The 18,707-nt window shown below is 59.8% G+C and carries 23 protein-coding genes (1 of these 23 cut by a window edge); 15 read left to right on the top strand and 8 right to left on the bottom strand.

What is annotated here, in order from left to right:
• Window positions 1-76, bottom strand: the 5' portion of a protein-coding gene (locus tag AB4N47_RS22420) for a CaiB/BaiF CoA transferase family protein (protein ID WP_073470759.1). It extends 1,145 nt beyond the left edge of the window; 76 of the gene's 1,221 nt are visible here — the first part of the coding sequence; its start codon is at window positions 74-76; the stop codon falls past the left edge of the window.
• Window positions 77-90: 14 nt separating this feature from the next.
• Window positions 91-1,272, bottom strand: coding sequence for an acyl-CoA dehydrogenase (locus AB4N47_RS22425; RefSeq protein WP_024015035.1), 1,182 nt, complete (start codon window positions 1,270-1,272; stop codon window positions 91-93).
• A gap of 157 nt (window positions 1,273-1,429) precedes the next feature.
• Here AB4N47_RS22425 and AB4N47_RS22430 point away from each other — a divergent pair, with 157 nt between their 5' ends.
• From AB4N47_RS22430 to AB4N47_RS22475, 10 genes are all read left to right on the top strand, one after another.
• Complete coding sequence (locus AB4N47_RS22430; RefSeq protein ID WP_341638290.1) at window positions 1,430-2,329, top strand: LysR family transcriptional regulator; 900 nt, start codon at window positions 1,430-1,432, stop codon at window positions 2,327-2,329.
• A 434-nt stretch (window positions 2,330-2,763) separates the two neighbouring features.
• Entirely contained in the window at window positions 2,764-3,885 is a 1,122-nt protein-coding gene (locus AB4N47_RS22435; RefSeq protein WP_341638289.1) for a Re/Si-specific NAD(P)(+) transhydrogenase subunit alpha, read from the top strand.
• Window positions 3,886-3,900: 15 nt separating this feature from the next.
• A complete protein-coding gene (locus AB4N47_RS22440; protein WP_003220416.1) occupies window positions 3,901-4,221 on the top strand; it encodes an NAD(P) transhydrogenase subunit alpha part 2 in 321 nt (106 codons plus the stop codon).
• On the top strand, window positions 4,221-5,654 hold the full coding sequence (locus AB4N47_RS22445; RefSeq protein WP_341638288.1) for an NAD(P)(+) transhydrogenase (Re/Si-specific) subunit beta: 1,434 nt from the start codon (window positions 4,221-4,223) through the stop codon (window positions 5,652-5,654). Before AB4N47_RS22440 ends, AB4N47_RS22445 begins: the two co-directional genes overlap by 1 nt.
• A 214-nt stretch (window positions 5,655-5,868) precedes the next feature.
• Complete coding sequence (locus AB4N47_RS22450) at window positions 5,869-7,362, top strand: acetyl-CoA hydrolase/transferase family protein (protein ID WP_071173986.1); 1,494 nt, start codon at window positions 5,869-5,871, stop codon at window positions 7,360-7,362.
• A gap of 321 nt (window positions 7,363-7,683) precedes the next feature.
• Complete coding sequence (locus AB4N47_RS22455; protein WP_007911656.1) at window positions 7,684-7,899, top strand: DUF1127 domain-containing protein; 216 nt, start codon at window positions 7,684-7,686, stop codon at window positions 7,897-7,899.
• Between the two features lie 333 nt (window positions 7,900-8,232).
• A complete protein-coding gene (locus AB4N47_RS22460; protein ID WP_042608980.1) occupies window positions 8,233-8,550 on the top strand; it encodes a DUF2388 domain-containing protein in 318 nt (105 codons plus the stop codon).
• A gap of 108 nt (window positions 8,551-8,658) precedes the next feature.
• On the top strand, window positions 8,659-8,976 hold the full coding sequence (locus AB4N47_RS22465; RefSeq protein ID WP_341638287.1) for a DUF2388 domain-containing protein: 318 nt from the start codon (window positions 8,659-8,661) through the stop codon (window positions 8,974-8,976).
• A 27-nt stretch (window positions 8,977-9,003) separates the two neighbouring features.
• Entirely contained in the window at window positions 9,004-9,324 is a 321-nt protein-coding gene (locus AB4N47_RS22470) for a DUF2388 domain-containing protein (RefSeq protein WP_041476450.1), read from the top strand.
• Window positions 9,321-11,282, top strand: coding sequence for a DUF7844 domain-containing protein (locus AB4N47_RS22475; protein ID WP_024015030.1), 1,962 nt, complete (start codon window positions 9,321-9,323; stop codon window positions 11,280-11,282). The genes AB4N47_RS22470 and AB4N47_RS22475 overlap by 4 nt, the downstream gene beginning before the upstream one ends.
• 58 nt (window positions 11,283-11,340) lie before the next feature.
• Here AB4N47_RS22475 and trpA read toward each other — a convergent pair whose 3' ends face one another.
• Both trpA and trpB read right to left on the bottom strand, forming a co-directional pair.
• Complete coding sequence (gene trpA, locus AB4N47_RS22480; protein WP_024015029.1) at window positions 11,341-12,150, bottom strand: tryptophan synthase subunit alpha; 810 nt, start codon at window positions 12,148-12,150, stop codon at window positions 11,341-11,343.
• Window positions 12,150-13,382: a tryptophan synthase subunit beta gene (trpB, locus tag AB4N47_RS22485; RefSeq protein ID WP_341638286.1), complete on the bottom strand. Its 1,233-nt coding sequence runs from the start codon at window positions 13,380-13,382 to the stop codon at window positions 12,150-12,152. The genes trpA and trpB overlap by 1 nt, the downstream gene beginning before the upstream one ends.
• Window positions 13,383-13,495: 113 nt before the next feature.
• Between trpB and AB4N47_RS22490 the strand changes: the two genes are divergently transcribed.
• The gene (locus AB4N47_RS22490; RefSeq protein ID WP_341638285.1) at window positions 13,496-14,413 is read left to right on the top strand and encodes a LysR family transcriptional regulator; all 918 of its coding nucleotides are present in this window, start codon (window positions 13,496-13,498) and stop codon (window positions 14,411-14,413) included.
• Here AB4N47_RS22490 and AB4N47_RS22495 read toward each other — a convergent pair.
• A complete protein-coding gene (locus AB4N47_RS22495; RefSeq protein WP_039757078.1) occupies window positions 14,386-14,712 on the bottom strand; it encodes an ElaB/YgaM/YqjD family protein in 327 nt (108 codons plus the stop codon). The genes AB4N47_RS22490 and AB4N47_RS22495 overlap by 28 nt on opposite strands.
• A 166-nt stretch (window positions 14,713-14,878) precedes the next feature.
• Between AB4N47_RS22495 and AB4N47_RS22500 the strand changes: the two genes are divergently transcribed.
• Together AB4N47_RS22500 and AB4N47_RS22505 are read left to right on the top strand one after the other, a co-directional pair.
• On the top strand, window positions 14,879-15,094 hold the full coding sequence (locus AB4N47_RS22500; protein ID WP_016772305.1) for a dodecin: 216 nt from the start codon (window positions 14,879-14,881) through the stop codon (window positions 15,092-15,094).
• 129 nt (window positions 15,095-15,223) lie between these two features.
• A complete protein-coding gene (locus AB4N47_RS22505) occupies window positions 15,224-15,448 on the top strand; it encodes a DUF1161 domain-containing protein (protein ID WP_341638284.1) in 225 nt (74 codons plus the stop codon).
• 172 nt (window positions 15,449-15,620) lie between these two features.
• Here AB4N47_RS22505 and AB4N47_RS22510 read toward each other — a convergent pair whose 3' ends face one another.
• Entirely contained in the window at window positions 15,621-16,622 is a 1,002-nt protein-coding gene (locus AB4N47_RS22510) for an LLM class flavin-dependent oxidoreductase (protein WP_122506359.1), read from the bottom strand.
• Window positions 16,623-16,862: 240 nt separating this feature from the next.
• On the opposite strand from AB4N47_RS22510, the gene AB4N47_RS22515 reads away from it, so the two are divergent.
• Window positions 16,863-17,294 (top strand): OsmC family protein, encoded by a 432-nt coding sequence (locus AB4N47_RS22515; protein WP_016772308.1) that lies wholly within the window; start codon window positions 16,863-16,865, stop codon window positions 17,292-17,294.
• A 241-nt stretch (window positions 17,295-17,535) separates the two neighbouring features.
• A complete protein-coding gene (locus tag AB4N47_RS22520) occupies window positions 17,536-17,775 on the top strand; it encodes a DUF1161 domain-containing protein (RefSeq protein ID WP_071173978.1) in 240 nt (79 codons plus the stop codon).
• Between the two features lie 7 nt (window positions 17,776-17,782).
• Here the strand turns inward: AB4N47_RS22520 and AB4N47_RS22525 are convergent, their stop codons facing one another.
• Together AB4N47_RS22525 and AB4N47_RS22530 are read right to left on the bottom strand one after the other, a co-directional pair.
• Entirely contained in the window at window positions 17,783-18,202 is a 420-nt protein-coding gene (locus tag AB4N47_RS22525; RefSeq protein WP_016772310.1) for a PA0061/PA0062 family lipoprotein, read from the bottom strand.
• 39 nt (window positions 18,203-18,241) lie between these two features.
• The gene (locus AB4N47_RS22530; RefSeq protein WP_016772311.1) at window positions 18,242-18,664 is read right to left on the bottom strand and encodes a PA0061/PA0062 family lipoprotein; all 423 of its coding nucleotides are present in this window, start codon (window positions 18,662-18,664) and stop codon (window positions 18,242-18,244) included.
• Between the last annotated feature and the right edge of the window lie 43 nt (window positions 18,665-18,707).

Below are 18,707 nucleotides of genomic sequence, written 5' to 3' on the forward strand. Positions count from 1 at the left end.
CGAGGATTTGCCCGGCCCAAGGCCCGGCCAGTACTCGCGATAAATCCAGTACCCGCAGATGCGACAGCGCGCCCATGGTCCGCCCTCCTATTAATAGAACGCCTGCAGACCGGTTTGTGCACGCCCGAGGATCAGCGCGTGAACGTCATGGGTACCTTCATAGGTATTCACCACTTCCAGGTTGACGAGGTGACGGGCCACGCCGAACTCATCGGAGATGCCGTTACCACCGAGCATGTCGCGCGCCATCCGCGCGATATCCAGCGACTTGCCGCAGGAGTTGCGCTTCATGATCGAAGTGATTTCAACGGCGGCGGTACCCTCGTCCTTCATCCGGCCCAAGCGCAGGCAGCCTTGCAGTGCCAGAGTGATTTCGGTCTGCATGTCGGCGAGTTTCTTCTGTACCAGCTGAGTTGCGGCCAACGGACGACCGAACTGCTGACGATCCAGAGTGTATTGGCGCGCAGTGTGCCAGCAGAATTCGGCAGCGCCCAGCGCGCCCCAGGAAATGCCATAGCGTGCGGAATTGAGGCAGGTGAAAGGACCTTTCAGGCCACGGACATCCGGGAAAATGTTCTCTTCCGGCACGAACACGTTGTCCATGACGATCTCACCGGTGATCGAAGCGCGCAGGCCGACCTTGCCGTGAATCGCCGGAGCGCTCAGACCTTTCCAGCCTTTCTCCAGAACGAAACCACGGATGTCGCCAGCATCGTCCTTGGCCCAGACCACGAATACGTCAGCGATCGGGCTGTTGGTGATCCACATCTTCGCGCCAGTCAGGCTGTAGCCGCCATCGACTTTGCGCGCCCGGCTAATCATCGCGCCCGGATCGGAACCGTGGTTCGGTTCGGTCAGACCGAAGCAACCGATCCATTCGCCGGAAGCCAGTTTCGGCAGATACTTCTGTTTCTGTGCTTCGGTGCCGAATTCGTTAATCGGCACCATCACTAGCGAGGATTGCACGCTCATCATCGAGCGGTAGCCGGAGTCGACGCGCTCGACCTCTCGGGCAATCAGGCCGTAGCTGACATAGTTCAGACCGCTGCCACCGTATTGTTCGGGAATGGTGGCGCCGAGCAGTCCGACTTCACCCATCTCGCGGAAGATTGCCGGATCGGTCTTCTCATGACGGAAAGCTTCGAGCACACGCGGCGCCAGACTCTGTTGAGCGAACTGGGCGGCGGTGTCGCGGATCATCCGCTCTTCTTCGGTGAGCTGTTGATCCAGCAGCAGGGGATCGATCCAATTGAAACTAGCTTTACCGCCCATGAGTGTGCCCTCGCAATCGGGTGAATTAACGTGGCATTGATCCTAGGCGCGGTTCGCCATCGCGGCAAACGAGGATTTCGCATCCTGTTGTGCTAATTTCTCACTCCGAAACGTCGCGAATTGCCTTTTATGCGGCGCATTAGTGAGGTTGACGTACATGCGCAGGAAGATCCCCAGCACCGCCGCACTGATCAGCTTCGAAGCTGCCGCCCGCCATGAGAGCTTTACCCGGGCCGCTGAAGAGCTGTCGCTCACACAGGGTGCCATTTGCCGACAGATCGCCAGCCTTGAGGAATTCCTCAGCGTGGAGTTGTTCCGACGCTCGCGACGTGGGGTGAAGCTGACGGAAGCGGGACTTTCCTACAGCCGCCGGGTGGCGACTCAGCTCGATGCAGTGGAGCGCGACACCCTCTCGGTGATGGGCCAGCAGGGCACCAACGTCATCGAGCTCGCTGTCGTCCCGACCTTCGGCACGCAATGGCTGCTGCCACGGCTCAAGGATTTCCAGCTCAAGCACCCGGAAGTAACCGTCAACCTGACCAACCGCACCCGGCCTTTCCTGTTTGCCGACACCGAATTCGATGCGGCAATCTACTTCGGCGATGCCGATTGGTCGGGTACCGAATCCCACAGGTTGATGGGCGAAAATCCGATGCCGGTATGCAGCCCCGCCCTACTCGGCGATCACACGCAGCTGACAGCGCAAGCCATCACCGAGCTACCGCTGCTTCAGCAGACCACCCGACCTTACGCCTGGCGCCAATGGTTCAACTCGCAACAGCTGAATATTCCGCGCGACATGACAGGTCCACGCTACGAGCTATTCTCCATGCTTGCCCAGGCAGCCATGCACGACATGGGCGTCGCGCTGATTCCGCCGTTTCTGATTCAGCGCGAGCTGACAGAGAAACGTCTGGTGGTTGCCAACTCTCAAGCGCTCTCCAGCATCAAGGCCTATTACCTGATGATTCCGGAGCGAAAGGTCGAATCGGCATCGCTGAAGGCATTTCGCGACTGGCTGGTAAATCAAGCGCAGAGCTACAGCCTAGAAGAATAAAGGCTCTGCGCATTACTTAACCCCGTAGTCAGAAAAACCAAAGCCCTACAGATATAACTATTTGTCGCTTTTGCGCAGACTGTATCCGAAAGTCGTACAGACGTCCCACAAGCTGCCAAACACGCGGCTTTGAGCCTCTAATGGCGACTCATTACTGCCTATTCACGCCACCGATGCGAATTTTTTTCAAATTCAGCCAGAATCCTTGCAGGGCACGGCCTGCAAGGGGTTCAACTGGCCATCTGCGACATTCGGTCACGGCATGACTTGTAGTTAATTTTCCGTCACCCGTCATAATCCCTTGAAGGGCATAAAGTTCGCCTGCAAAATGCCGCGCCCCGCCCTGATTCGGCGGGATCGTGCTGATCGGCCGCCCCAGTCGCACCATCCGTAGTGCATGGGTTTACTCAATAAGATCACGCAGGAGATTTGACGTGCACATTGGTGTTCCTCTCGAAACCCAGACCGGTGAAACACGGGTTGCTGCAACCCCGGAAACCATCAAGAAGCTGATCAACCAAGGCCATAAGGTCACTGTGCAAAGCGGCGCTGGCGTCAAAGCCAGTGTTGTCGACAGTGCCTATGAAGCGGCCGGCGCGAATATTGGCAGCGCCAATGACGCGTTTGGCGCCGAGCTGATTCTCAAAGTGGTCGCGCCAAGCGATGCCGAACTGACGCTGATCAAGCGCGGTACGGTGCTTGTGGGCATGCTCAACCCGTTCAACAACGAGACCATCGCGAAGATGGCCGAGTGCGGCATTACCGCGTTCGCCCTCGAAGCGGCGCCGCGTACCTCGCGGGCGCAGAGTCTTGATGTGTTGTCGTCGCAGGCCAATATCGCCGGCTACAAAGCAGTGTTGCTCGCGGCTCACTATTACCCACGCTTCATGCCGATGCTGATGACTGCTGCGGGCACCGTGAAAGCGGCGCGGGTGCTGATTCTTGGCGCAGGCGTGGCTGGATTGCAGGCGATTGCCACGGCGAAACGTCTGGGTGCGGTGATCGAAGCGTCCGACGTGCGTCCAGCGGTGAAGGAACAGATCGAATCCCTCGGCGCCAAGTTCGTCGACGTGCCTTACGAGACCGATGAAGAGCGCGAATGCGCCGTCGGTGTCGGCGGTTACGCGCGGCCGATGCCGGCGAGCTGGATGCAGCGTCAGGCGCAGGCTGTGCACGAGCGCGCCAAGCAGGCCGATATCGTCATCACCACTGCGCTGATTCCGGGCCGCAAGGCGCCGACGCTGCTCAGCGCCGAGACCGTGGCGCAGATGAAGCCGGGCTCGGTGGTCATCGACCTCGCGGCCGCTCAGGGTGGCAACTGTCCGCTGACCGTGGCCGATCAAGTTGTTGTGGAAAACGGTGTGACCATCGTTGGCCCGACCAACCTCGCCGGTGAAGTCGCTGCCGATGCTTCGGCGCTGTACGCACGCAACCTGCTGGACTTCCTCAAGCTGGTGTTCACCAAGGAAGGCCAGTTCGACGTCAACCTCGAAGACGACATCGTCGCCGCGTGCCTGATGTGCCGCGACGGCCAAGTCATCCGCAAAAACGCCTAAGCAGGGATTCAGACGATGGAAGAGCTTATCTCCCCCGGTATCTACAACCTGATCATCTTCGTGCTGGCGATTTATGTCGGTTACCACGTGGTCTGGAACGTTACGCCTGCGCTGCACACGCCGTTGATGGCGGTGACCAACGCCATTTCCGCGATCGTGATCGTCGGCGCCATGCTCGCCGCCGCGCTGACCGTTACGCCGCTGGGCAAGACCATGGGCACGCTGGCTGTGGCACTGGCGGCGGTCAATGTGTTTGGTGGCTTCCTGGTCACCCGCCGCATGCTTGAGATGTTCAAGAAGAAAGCCCCGAAAGCAAAAGAAGAGGCGCCGAAGTAATGAGCATGAATCTCGTCACGACGCTCTACCTGATCGCGTCGATCTGCTTTATCCAGGCCCTCAAAGGCCTGTCGCACCCGACCACTTCGCGGCGCGGCAACCTGTTCGGCATGCTCGGCATGGCGCTGGCAATCATCACCACGGTCGGCCTCATCTATAAGTTGGGCGCTGAACTGGCCACGGCTGGCATCGGTTATGTGATCGTTGGCTTGCTGGTCGGCGGTACCGCCGGCTCGATCATGGCCAAGCGCGTTGAAATGACCAAGATGCCGGAACTGGTAGCGTTCATGCACAGCATGATCGGCCTCGCGGCGGTGTTCATTGCCATCGCGGCGGTGGTCGAGCCGCAATCGCTGGGTATCGTTAAACAACTGGGCGATGCGATTCCGGCAGGCAACCGTCTGGAGCTGTTCCTCGGTGCTGCGATCGGTGCGATCACCTTCTCGGGTTCGGTGATCGCCTTCGGCAAGCTCTCGGGCAAATACAAGTTCCGTCTGTTCCAGGGAGCACCGGTACAGTTCGCCGGTCAGCACAAGCTCAATGCGGTTCTGGGTCTGGCTACGCTGGTTCTCGGCCTGACCTTCATGTTCACCGGCAACCTCACGGCGTTCGCACTTATGCTGGCGCTGGCGTTCATAATGGGCGTGCTGATCATCATCCCGATCGGCGGCGCCGACATGCCGGTAGTGGTGTCGATGCTCAACAGCTATTCCGGCTGGGCGGCGGCGGGCATCGGTTTCTCGCTGAACAACTCTATGCTGATCATTGCCGGTTCGCTGGTGGGTTCGAGCGGTGCGATCCTCTCGTACATCATGTGCAAGGCGATGAACCGTTCCTTCTTTAATGTACTGCTCGGCGGTTTCGGCAATACGGCAGACGCAGGTCCTGCCGGTGCGCAGGAAGCACGCCCGGTGAAATCCGGCTCGGCTGATGACGCAACCTTCCTGCTGACCAACGCCGATACCGTGATCATCGTCCCGGGTTACGGCCTGGCAGTGGCCCGTGCCCAACACGCACTGAAGGAGCTGACCGAGAAGCTGACCCATCGCGGCGTGACCGTGAAGTACGCGATCCACCCGGTAGCCGGTCGCATGCCTGGGCACATGAACGTCCTGCTCGCCGAGGCCGAAGTGCCTTACGACCAGGTGTTCGAAATGGAAGACATCAACTCCGAGTTCGGCCAAGCCGACGTGGTGCTGGTGCTCGGTGCGAACGACGTGGTCAACCCGGCCGCGAAGAACGATCCGAAGTCGCCGATTGCCGGCATGCCGATTCTCGAAGCATTCAAGGCCAAGACCATCATCGTCAACAAGCGCTCGATGGCCAGCGGCTATGCCGGCCTGGACAACGAACTGTTCTATCTGGACAAGACCATGATGGTCTTCGGCGATGCGAAGAAAGTCATTGAAGACATGGTCAAAGCGGTCGAGTAATTCACCGCTGCAATAGCGAACGCCCCGACTTGTCGGGGCGTTTTTGTTTGCGCCAGAAGCTGGACAATTTGCCGCGTTGTTGCAGATCCGGTAACGGTGTTTTACTGCAAACCCGCGAAATAGAGGCCTCGTTTGCGACCTTGGTAGCGGGACAGGCGCCGGCCAAATTCACTAGACTGCGCATCCTGCTACTCGTTGCCCGAGATAATAATCCATGTACCGTGACCGTATTCGCCTGCCTTCGTTGTTGGACAAAGTGATGAGCGCTGCCGACGCCGCTGCTCTGATTGAGGACGGCATGACCGTCGGCATGAGCGGTTTCACCCGCGCCGGCGAAGCCAAGGCCGTTCCCCATGCACTGGCCGAGCGCGCCAAGGTCACGCCGCTGAAGATCAGCCTGATGACCGGCGCCAGTCTGGGGAACGACCTCGACAAGCAACTGACCGAGGCCGGCGTGCTGTCGCGGCGCATGCCGTTTCAGGTCGACAGCACGTTGCGCAAGGCAATCAACGCCGGCGAAGTGATGTTCATCGACCAGCATCTCTCGGAAACCGTAGAGCAACTGCGCAACCAACAGTTGAAGCTGCCGGACATTGCCGTCATCGAGGCAGTCGCCATCACCGAACAAGGCCATATCGTGCCGACCACTTCGGTGGGCAACTCGGCCAGTTTCGCGATCTTCGCCAAACAAGTGATCGTCGAGATCAACCTGGCCCACAACGCCAACCTCGAAGGCCTGCACGACATCTATATCCCGACGTACCGCCCGACGCGCACGCCAATCCCGCTGGTGAAAGTCGACGATCGCATCGGCAGCACTGCAATTCCGATTCCACCGGAGAAGATCGTTGCGATTGTCATCACTCAGCAGTCGGACTCGCCGTCCACAGTGTCGGTACCGGACGTTGATACCAATGCCATCGCCGAACACCTGATCACCTTCTTCAAGCAGGAAGTCGCGGCCGGCCGCATGACCAACAAGCTCGGCCCGCTGCAGGCTGGCATTGGCAACATCGCCAACGCAGTGATGTGCGGCTTGATCGACTCGCCGTTCGAAGACCTGACCATGTATTCGGAAGTGCTCCAGGACTCGACTTTCGACCTGATCGATGCCGGCAAGCTGAGCTTCGCCTCGGGCAGTTCGATCACCCTGTCCGAGCGGCGCAACAGCGACGTGTTCGGCAACCTGGAGAAGTACAAGGACAAACTGATTCTGCGGCCGCAGGAGATCTCCAATCACCCGGAAGTGGTGCGCCGTCTGGGCATCATCGGCATCAACACCGCGCTGGAGTTCGACATCTACGGCAACGTCAACTCCACCCATGTCTGCGGTACGCGGATGATGAACGGCATCGGCGGCTCCGGCGACTTCGCGCGCAATGCGCATCTGGCGGTATTCGTGACCAAGTCGATCGCCAAGGGTGGCGCGATTTCCAGCGTGGTGCCGATGGTCAGCCACGTCGACCATACCGAGCATGACGTCGACATTCTGGTGACCGAGGTCGGCCTCGCCGACCTGCGTGGCCTGGCGCCACGGGAGCGTGCACGAGTGATCATCGACAACTGCGTGCATCCGGACTTTCGCCAGGCACTGAATGATTACTTCAGCGCTGCCTGTGCAATCGGCGGTCATACCCCGCACATCCTGCGCGAAGCACTGAGCTGGCATATGAACCTGGAAGAAACCGGGCGCATGCTGGCGGTGTGATTCACACAGATAATCACCGAGGCAAACACAGTTTTGCCTCGGTGGATGCTCGCGAGAAGCAGGATCGCAAAAAACTGTACTGCTGTACCGGTCTTTTCCTACAGCAAAGCCCCACTCAATCCCGTGATACGAGCCGAAATGCACCAATCAAGTGCGGACAGGTACAGTTTGCCCAATTTCGACCCGTACACCATCCATAAACAGTTAACTGCTCACTCACAATACAAATGAACTGTATCTACAGAGACTATCCAAACGAGAGGATCATGGGCACCAGTCAAACCACTACCTGATCCCGCCACAAGCGGAAGGATGTCAACCATGGAACGTACACTCAGTTCCGAACTGTTCTTCGAAGACAAAGCTGTAAACACCCAGGCTTCCCTGCCTCTGCGCGTTATTGCCAACCTGATGTTGTGGCAGCGCCGCATCTCCAGCCGCCACCAACTGGCCCGTCTGGATTCGCGTCTGCTGGCTGACGCCGGTATCAGCGAAGCACAACGCTACGAAGAGCTGAGCAAGCCGTTCTGGCGCTAAGCAGCGTCGCTGGCTCTGGTCGTCAGACCCACCGCCAGCAACCCGAATTGCACAAGCAGAACCCGTCGTGGGCAACCACGACGGGTTTTGTCGTTTCAGGGGCCTTGAATGCTCTAAAACGCATATATGAACGAGCACAGGTACAATTTAAGAAATACTCGAATATACCGGTACAGTTATCCAGAACCTTTGAAGTATCACTGGCCACCACTGGGCGAACCGCATCTGGCAGCCTAATATCCATGCAGAACGTGGCGAACGTTGCGCAACAGGCGTCTGACTCCTCAGATACCGAGCCACCTCTCACTACGGTTTATCCAAAGGAGTTCCATCATGACCCGTCTTCGTCTGCTCAGTGCCGCCGCCCTGCTGGCGGTGGCTGCCAACGCCAGCGCTACCAGCTTCATCGTCACCACCGACTCGATCGTCGGCGCGCTGAAGGCCTCTTCTGACGCCACTTCCGATGTGACCTCCTCGTTCCGTGACGACAAGATCGTCCTCGCCGCCCGCGACGATGCCGCCAGCTTCGTGGCCAGCGAAGGCGATATCCGTGGAGTGAAGCTGGAAAGCGCGCTCGATCACATCCGCCATCAGGCGCCACAACTCAATGCCACCGATGCCCAATTGGCTCAGGCCATTCTGACCCTCTGATCGTTTGCGGTATTGCGGGACACGCCAGCCGTGTCCCGATGTTTCAACGCTGGCTCTGGCCCGGGCATTTGCGCTAGCCTTCAGGCTCGTTAACAGTTGTCGAGTCCCATGCGCTTTCTTCCAAACCTGCTCATCTCTTCTACTTTATTCACGGCCTGCTGGGCGATGTCCGCCAACGCCTTCGATGCTTTCAATGCGTCGACCCAAGGCACGGTGGTCAGCGGTTACGCGACCAGCATGGTGTCTTCTGCGCCGTTCGACCGTAAACTGCTGCGCGCTGCTCATGATGACGCGGCCGCCTTTGTTGCCAGTGACGGTGAATGGCGAGGCGCACGGCTGGAATCCGCGCTAAATTACCTGCGCAAAACCCGGCCGAAACTTCATGCCAGCGACCTTGAACTGGCAGAAGCAATTCTCGTCCAATAGTTATCCTTGTCCTTCCGGAGTCGTTCCATGCGTAGCCCGCTGATTGCTGCCGCCCTTGGCCTGTTTGTGTTGGCCGATGTGGCCCAGGCGCACACCCTGGTAGCCACCAGTAACATCATCGTTCGTGCCTCCCAGCGCAGCATCGATTTCACTTCCGATACCACCACGTCGATTCGCGATTCGAAAATCATCCGCGAAGCCCACGACGACGCCGCCAGTTTCGTCGCCAGCAACGGCGACATCCGTGGCGCGCACCTCGAAGCCGCCCTCAACACCTTGCGCACTCGTGTACCGGAAGCGCGCGACGCCAGTGATCAGGTACTCGCCGAAGCCATTCTCGCGCTGTGAAGTCCGTTGGCGCCTGGCTGCTGGCCGGGGCATTGTTGCTGCTCGGCAACAGCGCCCACGCCGGCCTGCAATTGCGGCTCAAGACCGAGGGTCTGAGCCCGGCTCAACAACAGGCCAGTCAGGCGCTGATCGATGAGGCGATGGCGAAACTGCCGCCGAGCTTCATCGAGCGGCTGGATCGGCGCATCGACGTCGGCTGGACCGACGACATGCCTGCCAACGCTTACGGGCAGGCGACGCTGGTGTCCGAGCTCGATCTGAATCGCAAACTGCTCGCCGGTCTCACCGATGGCAGCGCGGCGAAAGAGAAAACCAATCGCCCCCACGGCACTGTGCGCCAGGAACTGCTGGCCACGGTACTGCACGAAATCACGCATATCTACGACCGCGCGCGTTTATGGCCGAGCGCCGAGCGCACGTTGATCCAGCGCTGCACCCGACGCTTCAACAGCGCCGGGCTGATCGGTATTCCCGATGAGTGTCGCGGGCAGAACGGTCGCCGCTTCACCATCAGCGACGACCCGCGCCTGCTCGATCTGGCCGGGTGGCAACAGTACGTCGGCCGCCGTGGCGAGCGTGAACAACACAACCGCCAGATCGCCCGCAGCCCGGACCTCTACGAAATTTCCAGTCCCAAGGAGTTTGTCGCGGTCAACATGGAGTACTTCCTTCTCGACCCGAGCTACGCCTGCCGCCGCCCGGCGCTGTATCGCTACTACAAGGAACATTTCGGCTGGGCGCCGCCAGCGCAGGACACCTGCAGCAAGAGCTTCGCCTTTCTCAATGCGGGCAATGACTTCGCCAAGCAGCCTCTGGGGCAAGTCGATCCGGAACGGGTCTACGCTGTCGATTACCTGCTGGCCGAGGCCAATCAGAACTGGGTCAGCCGCTGGGGCCACAGCATGCTGCGCCTGGTGATCTGCGCCCCCGGTCGTCCGCGTGGCCCGGATTGCCGCCTCGACCTCGATCAGCACCTGGTGCTGTCCTATCGCGCTTTCGTTGGCGATGTGCAGCTGTCGAGCTGGGACGGACTGGTCGGCAAATACCCGTCACGGCTGTTCGTGTTGCCGCTGGCGCAAGTGATCGACGAATACACCAAGACCGAGCTGCGCAGTCTCGCTTCGGTGCCGCTGAAGCTGTCTCGCGAGGAAATCGAAGGCGTCGTCGAACATGCTGCCGAGATGCACTGGAGCTACGACGGCAACTATTTCTTCCTGTCCAACAACTGCGCGGTAGAAGGTTTGAAACTGTTGCGCAGCGGCAGCAATAACAGCCAACTGGTCGGCCTCGACAGCATCATGCCCAACGGCTTGCTGGAAGTGCTCAAGGGCCGTGGTCTGGCCGACACCAGTGTGCTCGACGATCCGAAAGAAGCGCTGCGTCTGGGTTACCGCTTCGACTCGTTCCGCGATCGTTATCAGGCGATGTTCGATGTGTTGAAGAAGCAGCTGCCGATCAAGCAGACCACTGTCGAAGACTGGCTGTCACTCAGCGCTGAGCAACGCCGCGAATGGTTCGACCGCGCCGACCTGCGCACCAGTGCCGCGCTGTTGCTGCTCGAGCAGGCAAGTTTCCGCCGGCAGTTGTTACTGGCGCAGGATGAGGTCAAGCAACGCTACCTCGGCGCCCGCGAGCTGGAAAACGGCGGCATGGACAAAGCCAATGCGACCTTGCAGGAGATCCTCGCCAACAGTGGCTTCCTCAGCCGCCCGGCGGAACTGCTCGACTCTAAAGGTTACGGACTGCCCCAGCCGAGCGAGTTTGGCCGACTGGAAGCGGAAAGCAGCCAGCGGCAGAAGAAGCTGCTGGCACTGTCCGGCGATCTCGATACCGAAGTGCGCAAGCTGCTCGAACCCAAGCGGGCGGCCGAGATTGCCGCCAGCGAGGCCAACGTGAAGCAGATTGGCGAGCATCTGCGCAAACTGCACAAGGCTTCGGGCGGACTGCAATTGCCCTGAGCACAAAAAAAGGCTTCAGAACGCCTGTTCTGAAGCCTTTTTGTTTTCCCCTGCGGCTTTAGACGCGAGCCTTGCGCACTCCTTGGGACAGCGCCGAACACAGACTCAACACGCCATCGATAGCCTGCTCAGGCGTATCGGCACTGGCGATGTGATCGATCAACGCCGAGCCCACCACCACACCGTCAGCCAGACGCGCGATGGCCGCAGCCTGCTCCGGCGTACGGATACCGAAACCGATGCTGATCGGCAGGTCGGTATGCCGACGCAGACGTGCAACCGCCTCTTCCACGTGTTCGAGAGTCGCTGCACCGGCACCGGTGACACCGGCCACCGACACGTAGTAGACGAAACCGGAGCTGCCGTTGAGCACACGCGGCAGACGCGCGTCGTCGGTGGTCGGCGTGGTCAGGCGGATGAAGTCCAGGCCAGCAGCCTGCGCCGGGTCGCACAGCTCTTCGTTGTGCTCTGGTGGCATGTCGACCACGATCAGGCCGTCAACGCCAGCCTCTTTGGCTTCGGCGATGAAACGCTCGACGCCGAATTTGTGAATCGGGTTGAAGTAGCCCATCAACACCAGCGGCGTGTCGCTGTTGCCTTCACGGAACTCGCGAACCATTTGCAGGGTTTTCGCCAGATTCTGTTTGGCGCCCAGTGCGCGGATATTGGCCAGCTGGATCGCCGGGCCATCGGCCATCGGATCGGTGAACGGCATGCCCAGCTCGATCACATCGGCACCTGCGGCAGGCAGGCCTTTGAGGATCGCCAGCGAAGTATCGTAGTCAGGATCACCGGCAGTTACAAAGGTCACCAGCGCGGCGCGGTTCTGTTGCTTGAGGTCGGCAAAGCGGGTTTGCAGGCGGCTCATCAGTGTTTCTCCTGCTGCGACTGTTGCATATGGTGCATCACGGTTTGCATGTCCTTGTCGCCACGGCCCGAGAGGTTGACCACCATCAGGTGATGCTTCGGCAGCTTCGGTGCACGTTTGAACACTTCGGCCAGGGCGTGGGCGCTTTCCAGGGCAGGAATGATCCCTTCCAGACGGCAGCATTTGTGGAACGCTTCGAGGGCTTCGTCGTCGGTCACCGAGGTGTACTGGACGCGGCCGATGTCGTGCAACCAGGCGTGTTCAGGGCCGATGCCCGGGTAATCGAGGCCAGCGGAAATCGAGTGGGCGTCGATGATCTGGCCATCGTCGTCCTGCAACAGGAAGGTGCGGTTACCGTGCAGCACGCCCGGCACCCCGCCGTTGAGGCTGGCCGCGTGCTTGCCGGTTTCGATGCCGTAACCGGCGGCTTCGACGCCGATGATCTCCACGCTCTTGTCATCAAGGAACGGGTGGAACAGGCCCATGGCGTTGGAACCGCCACCGATGCACGCCACCAGGCTGTCCGGCAGACGACCTTCCTGAGCTTGCAGTTGATCGCGGGTTTCCTTGCCGATGACGGCTTGGAAGTCGCGGACCATTGCTGGATAAGGGTGTGGGCCGGCCACAGTGCCGATCAGATAGAAAGTGTTGTCGACGTTGGTCACCCAGTCACGCAGCGCTTCGTTCATCGCGTCTTTCAGGGTGCCGGTGCCAGCCACGACCGGAATGACTTCAGCGCCGAGCAGCTTCATGCGGAAGACGTTGGCCTGCTGACGTTCGATGTCAGTCGTGCCCATGTAGATCACGCAGTCCAGCCCGAAACGCGCAGCAACGGTGGCAGTAGCCACGCCGTGCATACCGGCGCCGGTTTCGGCGATGATGCGCTTCTTGCCCATGCGCCGTGCCAGCAGAATCTGGCCGATGCAGTTGTTGATCTTGTGCGCGCCGGTGTGGTTCAGCTCTTCGCGCTTGAGGTAGATCTTCGCGCCGCCGCAGAACTCGGTCAGGCGTTCGGCGAAATACAGCGGGCTCGGACGTCCGACGTAATCACGCTGGAAGTAGGCCAATTCTTCCTTGAATGCCGGATCTTCCTTGGCCGCTTCGTATTCACGGGCCAGGTCGAGGATCAATGGCATCAGGGTTTCCGCTACATAACGGCCACCGAACGCACCGAACAGGCCGTTGGCGTCAGGGCCGTTACGCAGATCAGAGGTGTTCGAAGTCTGGGTCATGGGTCGCTCCAGGTGAATTCGGTCAGAAGACAATGACGATCACTCTACCCCTGACTTTCCAGGCTGAAAACCGATAAGATCGCCACAACCTGTCAGGAAAACTCACAGATACCATGAGCCATGACCTTCCCCCGCTGAATGCCTTGCGCGCCTTCGAGGCCACCGCCCGTCTGAACAGTGTGAGTCAGGCTGCCGAACAGCTGCACGTCACCCACGGCGCGGTCAGCCGCCAGCTCAAGGTGCTCGAAGAACATCTAGGGGTGAGCCTGTTCGTCAAGGACGGCCGCGGCTTGAAACTCACAGATGCCGGAGCGCGTCTGCGCGATGCCAGCGCTGAGGCGTTCGATCGGTTGCGCAGTGTTTGCGCCGAACTTACGCAAAGCACAGCGAATGCGCCGTTCGTGCTGGGTTGTTCGGGGAGCCTGCTGGCGCGCTGGTTTATTCCGCGTCTGGGGCGGCTGAATGCCGATTTGCCGGATCTGCGTCTGCACCTGTCGGCCGGTGAAGGTGATCTCGATCCCCGGCGCCCGGGCCTTGATGCGTTGTTGCTGTTCGCCGAACCACCGTGGCCGGCCGATATGCAGGTCTATGAACTGGCGGCGGAACGCATCGGCCCCGTAATGAGCCCGTTGTATAGCGGTTATCAGAAGCTGCACACCGCTGTGGCCGCAGATCTTTTTGATGAGCCCTTGCTGCACACCACCTCTCGCCCACAAGCCTGGCCCAGTTGGGCGCAGCAAAACCACCTCGATCCCAGGGCGTTGAAGCTCGGGCAAGGTTTTGAGCATTTGTATTATTTGCTGGAGGCGGCTGTTGCAGGTCTCGGCATGGCAATCGCGCCGGAGCCGCTGGTAACCGAAGATCTGAAGGCGGGTCGCCTGGTTGCGCCGTGGGGCTTTTGCGAAACCCCGGCGCAACTGGCGTTGTGGCTACCCAAGCGCGCCGCAGACGGACGCGCCCGGCAACTGGCGCAGTGGCTCAAGAACGAGCTGCGCCAGACTGATCACTCACCGCGCTTGAACAAAAAGTAGGCGGCGAGCAGACCGATTGCACCGACAGCCACGCCGGCTGTGGTCCATGGGTGTTCCTGCGCGTAGTCACGAGTGGCAATGCCGGTCTCGCGGGTTTTCACTTTGACTTCTTCGTACGCGTCGCTGAGCAGATGACGGGAATGTTTCAGCGCACTTTCGGCGTTGCTTTTCAGCGCCTTGAGGGTCTTGCGCGACTCGTCCGAAGCATCGTCTTTCAAGCTTTCCAACGATTTGAGCAGACTCTCGATCTCGGCTTCCATGCTTTGCAACGAGGCTTTACGTAAAGAGGTGTTGGCCATGGTGGCTCTCCTGCATTGGTGATGAGTGGCGTGTGTTGGTTGGGACTTCAGCATGTCGAGAAAGTGCAGAAATTCTGAACTTCGGCAGCGCAGCGGCGCCGAAATCATCAGTGCAATTGCCTGCTAGGCTCAATTTCACACGCCATTCCAACCCAAGGAGAACGCCATGAGTGACCATCACACCTACAAGAAAGTCGAGCTGGTCGGCTCGTCCACTACCAGCATCGAAGACGCCATCAACAATGCATTGGCCGAGGCGAACAAGACCCTGCGCAATCTGGAATGGTTTGAAGTGACCGAAACCCGTGGCCACATCGAAAATGGCCAGGTAGCGCACTTTCAGGTCACGCTGAAAGTCGGCTTCAAGATTGCCGCCAGCTGAGTTTGAGCTAGTCTTCTGAACTTGCGCGCTGGCCGAGTGCCATAGGGAATGGCAAAGCGCTACAAGGTGAGCGCATCGGGTGGATGACTCGATGCCCGCCTCTTTCAATCCGACCAGGGAGTGCGACCGATGAAGAAGTTCATGTTGGCAGTAGGTTTGTTGAGCCTTGCGGGTGGTGCGTTTGCAGCCGGCAAGCCATGTGAGGAGCTGAAGACCGAAATCGCCGCGAAGCTCGACGCCAAAGGCGTTTCCGGTTATTCGCTGGAAGTTGTCGACAAGGGTGCGGCGGCTGATGGTGACGTCGTCGGCAGTTGCGAAGGCGGCAGCAAGGACATCGTCTACAAGCGCGGTTGATTACGCCTGAAATACAAAAGCCGACGTGGATGCGTCGGCTTTTTTGTGGGCTCCATGTGGCCGATGTGGGAGCGAGCTTGCTCGCGAAACCGGTGGGTCAGTCGACATATCGAGTGCCTGACACTCCGTCTTCGCGAGCAAGCTCGCTCCCACAAGGTATGTGTGGTGAATCTTAGCCCTTCATCACCTGCGCCAGCAGCTCGTAGGAATGCACGCGATCGGCATGCTCGTACAGGTCCGAGGTGAAAATCAGCTCGTCCGCCTGGGTCTGCTCGATCAGCACCTCAAGCTTGGCGCGGATCTTCTGCGGGCCGCCGACCATGGCGAGGCCGAGGAAATCGCCCACCGCTTCACGTTCATGGGGCAGCCACAGGCCATCCATGGTTTTCACCGGTGGACGCTGCACCAGGCTCTGGCCACGCATCAACGCAAGAATGCGCTGGTACACCGACGTCGCCAGGTAATCGGCTTGCTCATCGGTATCCGCTGCCACCAGCGGCACGCCGAGCATCACGTACGGCTTGTCGAGCACCGCCGACGGTTTGAAGTGATTGCGGTAGATGCGGATCGCCTCGTGCATGAAGCGCGGCGCGAAGTGCGAGGCGAAGGCATAAGGCAAGCCGCGCTCACCCGCCAATTGCGCACTGAACAGGCTTGAGCCGAGCAGCCAGATCGGCACGTTGGTGCCGGTGCCGGGCATGGCGATCACCCGTTGCTCCGGGGTGCGCGGGCCGAGGTAGCGCATCAATTCGGCAACGTCTTCAGGGAAGTCGTCAGCGCTGCCCGAGCGCTCACGGCGCAAGGCGCGGGCGGTCATCTGGTCAGAGCCGGGGGCGCGGCCCAGACCCAGGTCGATGCGTCCCGGGTACAGGCTCTCGAGGGTGCCGAACTGCTCGGCAATCACCAGCGGCGCATGGTTGGGCAGCATCACCCCGCCGGAACCGACGCGGATCGTCGACGTGCCTCCGGCCAGATAGCCGAGCAACACCGAAGTGGCCGAACTGGCGATGCCGTCCATGTTGTGGTGTTCGGCAACCCAGAAGCGCGTGTAGCCGAATTTCTCGGCATGCTGCGCCAGGTCCAGCGAGTTGCGCAGCGATTGCGCCGCGCTGCCGTTTTCGCGCACCGGCACCAGGTCGAGAGTGGAAAATTTAACGTCGGACAGTTTTTTCATGAACCTGCATCTCCGGGTGGGGAGGCAGGTTTTTCTTGCGAACGAAAACCTGCCAAATCCATAAGCGTGTTTTATGGAATGAGGGCATATACCCGAGATTCAATAGCAGCGACGAAATTTCCTACTAAAAAAGTCAACGATTCAGCCAGGCTGAACTTTGTTCCGCCGTCTATCCTCAGAAGCCTTGCTAGTAAAAACCGCGACGGCGCGGCGTTCCGCGCCATATTTGAGGAGGCAGACATGGCTATCGTGAAAAAGGCATCGGCGCATTGGGAAGGCGATCTGAAAACCGGTCTCGGCTCGATCTCCACCGAAACCGGCGTACTGCGCGAAGCGCCGTATGGCTTCAAGGCGCGCTTCGAAGGCGGCAAAGGCACCAACCCGGAAGAACTGATCGGCGCGGCCCACGCCGGCTGCTTCTCCATGGCGTTTTCGATGATTCTCGGCGATGCCGGCCTGAAGGCAGACAGCATCGACACCAACGCCGAAGTCACCCTCGATCAGGTTGACGGCGGCTTCGCGATCACTGCGGTGAAGCTGATTCTCAAGGCGAAGATCCCGGGCGCGACTCAGCAACAGTTTGAGGAGTTGAGCAACAAGGCCAAGGAAGGTTGCCCGGTTTCCAAGGTGCTGAATGCGAAGATCACGCTTGAGGCTTCGCTGGTCAGCTGATTCGGCGTTTGCCGGGCTGACGCCTTCGCGAGCAGGGCTCGCTCCCACGGGGGATTTGTGCACGTCGCAGATCCAGTGTGTGAGCGAGCTTGCTCGCGAAGGCAGTCTCGAAACCTGCTCAGCGGCCGGCAATTAATACAAGGTGTGAGCAAAGTCAGAACCCGCTCTGCAGAATTGTGGTCGAATAATCGACAGCAGCTTCAGCGCACACCCGTGCGGGCTGCCTCAAGGAGCTTCATCGATGAAACGTATTGGCTTGGCGATCCTTTGCAGTGCACTGGCCACGTCCGCTATCGCAGCCCCCAAAAAATGCGAGGAGCTTAGAAAGGAGATCGAGATCAAGATCCAGGCGAAGGCGATCCCGACGTACACCCTTGAAATCATCACGGCAGAAGAGGCGAAGCAGCACGACTCGGCCATGATCGTCGGTTCTTGCGAGAACGGCACCAAGCGGATCATCTATCAGAGAAACGATAGCTGATTGCCTATCACGGCACGCAATTGATCTGCCGCTCGTTGGCAACGATCTGCCCCTGACGATTGATCAAGCGTGCACTTGGCGTAAAGGCCAGCGATCGGGCCTCAAGGCGGTAACGCTGCCCGGCCTCGAAGTGTTCATAGGGCACGGTCATGTAGCACAGCCGCTCTTGCGGATCGGTATCCATGCCCTGACCACCCCCGAATACTTCGAAGTCAAAGCGCACGGTGAGCTCATGACTACCGGGCGTCACCTGAAAAAAGCGTCCGTCGCGCAAGCGCTGTTTATCCAGGCGCTCGGCCATCAGCACTTTGCCGCCGGGGGTAGGCATGGCGAAGTCGACCCAGGCTTTGTCTGGATCGGCCGCCGGCAACGGGCTCTGACAACCGGCAAGCACACTGGCGGCCAGCAATGTCGTCAACTTGCGCATGATCGATATCCTTTGACGGGATTTGCAGCATAGCGCCGATCAACTGCTCTGACAGCCCGCCGGTGTGCCCTGGCCGACAACCTTGCGCTGTTCGTCATAAAGCTTGGCCCAAGGCCGGAAGCCGATGCTGCCCGCCTGCAGCTGATAGCGCTGGCCGGCGTTGAAGTCCTTGAATTTCACGCTCAACTGGCAATCGCGCCACAGCGGTTCGGCAGTCGGGCCGATGTTGGTGGCCTCGACCGGGAATTGATAGCGCACCTTCAGCTCATGGCTGCCGGGCTGCACTTCGAAATAACGTTTGTCGACAGCCTGTGTGGCATCGACTTGTACGGCTTGCAGCGCCGTGTCGTGTTGGCGAGCGTCAAGATCGATCCAGGCTTGCGAAGGGTCGGGGTCGGGCATTCCGAATCCGGCACAACCGGCCAGCGTCAGCAGGCCTCCTGTCAGCATCAACATGCGCATAGCGGTGCTCCTTGAGGCGGGATAGTCTTGGGGCAGACTTTCC

Source organism: Pseudomonas sp. S3_G06 (genome assembly GCF_054667565.1).